This window comes from Cupriavidus sp. IK-TO18 (assembly GCF_015549295.1).
Classification (GTDB): domain Bacteria; phylum Pseudomonadota; class Gammaproteobacteria; order Burkholderiales; family Burkholderiaceae; genus Cupriavidus; species Cupriavidus oxalaticus_A.
Genome location: NZ_JADGMP010000038.1, coordinates 1 through 3057, shown reverse-complemented (window position 1 = coordinate 3057; position 3057 = coordinate 1). Strand labels below are relative to the sequence as shown.

The window sequence follows — 3057 nt, the reverse complement described above, 5'->3', positions numbered from 1 at the left end:
GTTCGGGATGGGAAGGGGTGGTTCCAGCTCGCTATGGTCACCAGGCATGAGGGGTTGTGGCGCTGGGGTTCAAGCCAGCGTCACGAATCGGGATGTAGTTGGGGTTGTGCGTATCTGGCACAGACACGATCACACACACCAGGTGAAACACACTGGTTATAGGATCAAGCCTTACGGGCAATTAGTACTGGTTAGCTTAACGCATTACTGCGCTTCCACACCCAGCCTATCAACGTCCTGGTCTCGAACGACCCTTCAAGGAGGTCAAGCCTCCAGGGAATCCTCATCTTCAGGCGAGTTTCCCGCTTAGATGCTTTCAGCGGTTATCTCTTCCGTACATAGCTACCCTGCGATGCCTCTGGCGAGACAACAGGTACACCAGCGGTACGTCCACTCCGGTCCTCTCGTACTAGGAGCAGCCCCCGTCAAGATTCCAACGCCCACGGCAGATAGGGACCAAACTGTCTCACGACGTTTTAAACCCAGCTCACGTACCTCTTTAAATGGCGAACAGCCATACCCTTGGGACCGGCTACAGCCCCAGGATGAGATGAGCCGACATCGAGGTGCCAAACACCGCCGTCGATATGAACTCTTGGGCGGTATCAGCCTGTTATCCCCAGAGTACCTTTTATCCGTTGAGCGATGGCCCTTCCATTCAGAACCACCGGATCACTATGTCCTGCTTTCGCACCTGCTCGACTTGTCGGTCTCGCAGTTAAGCACGCTTTTGCCATTGCACTTTAGGTACGATGTCCGACCGTACCAAGCGTACCTTCGAACTCCTCCGTTACACTTTGGGAGGAGACCGCCCCAGTCAAACTGCCTACCATGCACTGTCCCCGACCCGGATTCACGGGCCAAGGTTAGAACCTCAAACAAACCAGGGTGGTATTTCAAGGACGGCTCCACGTGAACTGGCGTCCACGCTTCAAAGCCTCCCACCTATCCTACACAGATCGGTTCAAAGTCCAATGCAAAGCTACAGTAAAGGTTCATGGGGTCTTTCCGTCTAGCCGCGGGGAGATTGCATCATCACAAACACTTCAACTTCGCTGAGTCTCGGGAGGAGACAGTGTGGCCATCGTTACGCCATTCGTGCAGGTCGGAACTTACCCGACAAGGAATTTCGCTACCTTAGGACCGTTATAGTTACGGCCGCCGTTTACCGGGACTTCAATCAAGAGCTTGCACCCCATCATTTAATCTTCCGGCACCGGGCAGGCGTCACACCCTATACGTCCACTTTCGTGTTTGCAGAGTGCTGTGTTTTTATTAAACAGTCGCAGCCACCATTTTATTGCAACCCCTTCACCCTTCTGGCGCAGGCCAGTCAAGCTACCAGGGCGTACCTTATCCCGAAGTTACGGTACCAATTTGCCGAGTTCCTTCTCCCGAGTTCTCTCAAGCGCCTTAGAATACTCATCTCGCCCACCTGTGTCGGTTTGCGGTACGGTCTCGTATGACTGAAGCTTAGAGGCTTTTCTTGGAACCACTTCCAATTGCTTCGCAGCACTAGGCCGCTCGCCCCACATCCTTGAATCCCGCGCCCGGATTTGCCTGAGCGCCTTCTCCAATGCAGGGACCGGGACTTCCAACACCCGGACAACCTTCCGCGATCCGTCCCCCCATCGCATCATACGACGGTGCAGGAATATTAACCTGCTTCCCATCAGCTACGCATCTCTGCCTCGCCTTAGGGGCCGACTCACCCTACGCCGATGAACGTTGCGTAGGAAACCTTGGGCTTACGGCGAGGGGGCCTTTCACCCCCTTTATCGCTACTCATGTCAGCATTCGCACTTCTGATACCTCCAGCATCCTTTACAAGACACCTTCACAGGCTTACAGAACGCTCTCCTACCACGCACTTGCGTGCGTCCGCAGCTTCGGTATATAGCTTAGCCCCGTTACATCTTCCGCGCAGGACGACTCGATCAGTGAGCTATTACGCTTTCTTTAAAGGGTGGCTGCTTCTAAGCCAACCTCCTGACTGTTTTAGCCTTCCCACTTCGTTTCCCACTTAGCTATATTTGGGGACCTTAGCTGGCGGTCTGGGTTGTTTCCCTCTTGACACCGGACGTTAGCACCCGATGTCTGTCTCCCGTGATTGCACTCTTCGGTATTCGGAGTTTGCTATGGCGGGGTAATCAGCAATAGACCCCCCAACCATGACAGTGCTCTACCCCCGAAGGTGAGACACGAGGCACTACCTAAATAGTTTTCGGAGAGAACCAGCTATTTCCAGATTTGTTTAGCCTTTCACCCCTATCCACAGCTCATCCCCTAACTTTTCAACGTTAGTGGGTTCGGTCCTCCAGTACGTGTTACCGCACCTTCAACCTGGCCATGGATAGATCATCTGGTTTCGGGTCTACACCCAGCGACTCAACGCCCTGTTCGGACTCGCTTTCGCTACGCCTGCCCTAATCGGTTAAGCTTGCCACTGAATGTAAGTCGCTGACCCATTATACAAAAGGTACGCCGTCACCCGTTTCCAGGCTCCGACTGTTTGTATGCATGCGGTTTCAGGATCTATTTCACTCCCCTCCCGGGGTTCTTTTCGCCTTTCCCTCACGGTACTGGTTCACTATCGGTCGATCACGAGTATTTAGCCTTGGAGGATGGTCCCCCCATCTTCAGACAGGATTTCACGTGTCCCGCCCTACTTGTCGTACACCTAGTTCCACAACGCTGTTTTCGCATACAGGGCTATCACCTGCTAGGGCCGGGCTTTCCATCCCGTTCTGCTAACAACACTGCTAAAGAGTACAAGGCTCTTCCCATTTCGTTCGCCACTACTTTGGGAATCTCGGTTGATTTCTGTTCCTGCAGCTACTTAGATGTTTCAGTTCGCCGCGTTCGCTTCCCACACCTATGGATTCAGTGTGGGATGACCCATACGGGCCGGGTTTCCCCATTCGGACATCTCCGGATCAAAGCTCGTTTGCCAGCTCCCCGAAGCTTTTCGCAGGCTACCGCGTCCTTCATCGCCTGTGATCGCCAAGGCATCCACCACATGCACTTGTTCGCTTGACCCTATAACAAGTGTGTCTC

1 rRNA gene is annotated in these 3057 nt (G+C 53.7%); it reads right to left on the bottom strand.

Features of this window, described 5'->3' with window-relative positions:
- Window positions 1-160 precede the first annotated feature (160 nt).
- Window positions 161-3039, bottom strand: a 23S ribosomal RNA gene (locus tag IPF36_RS29500).
- Window positions 3040-3057: the final 18 nt, after the last annotated feature.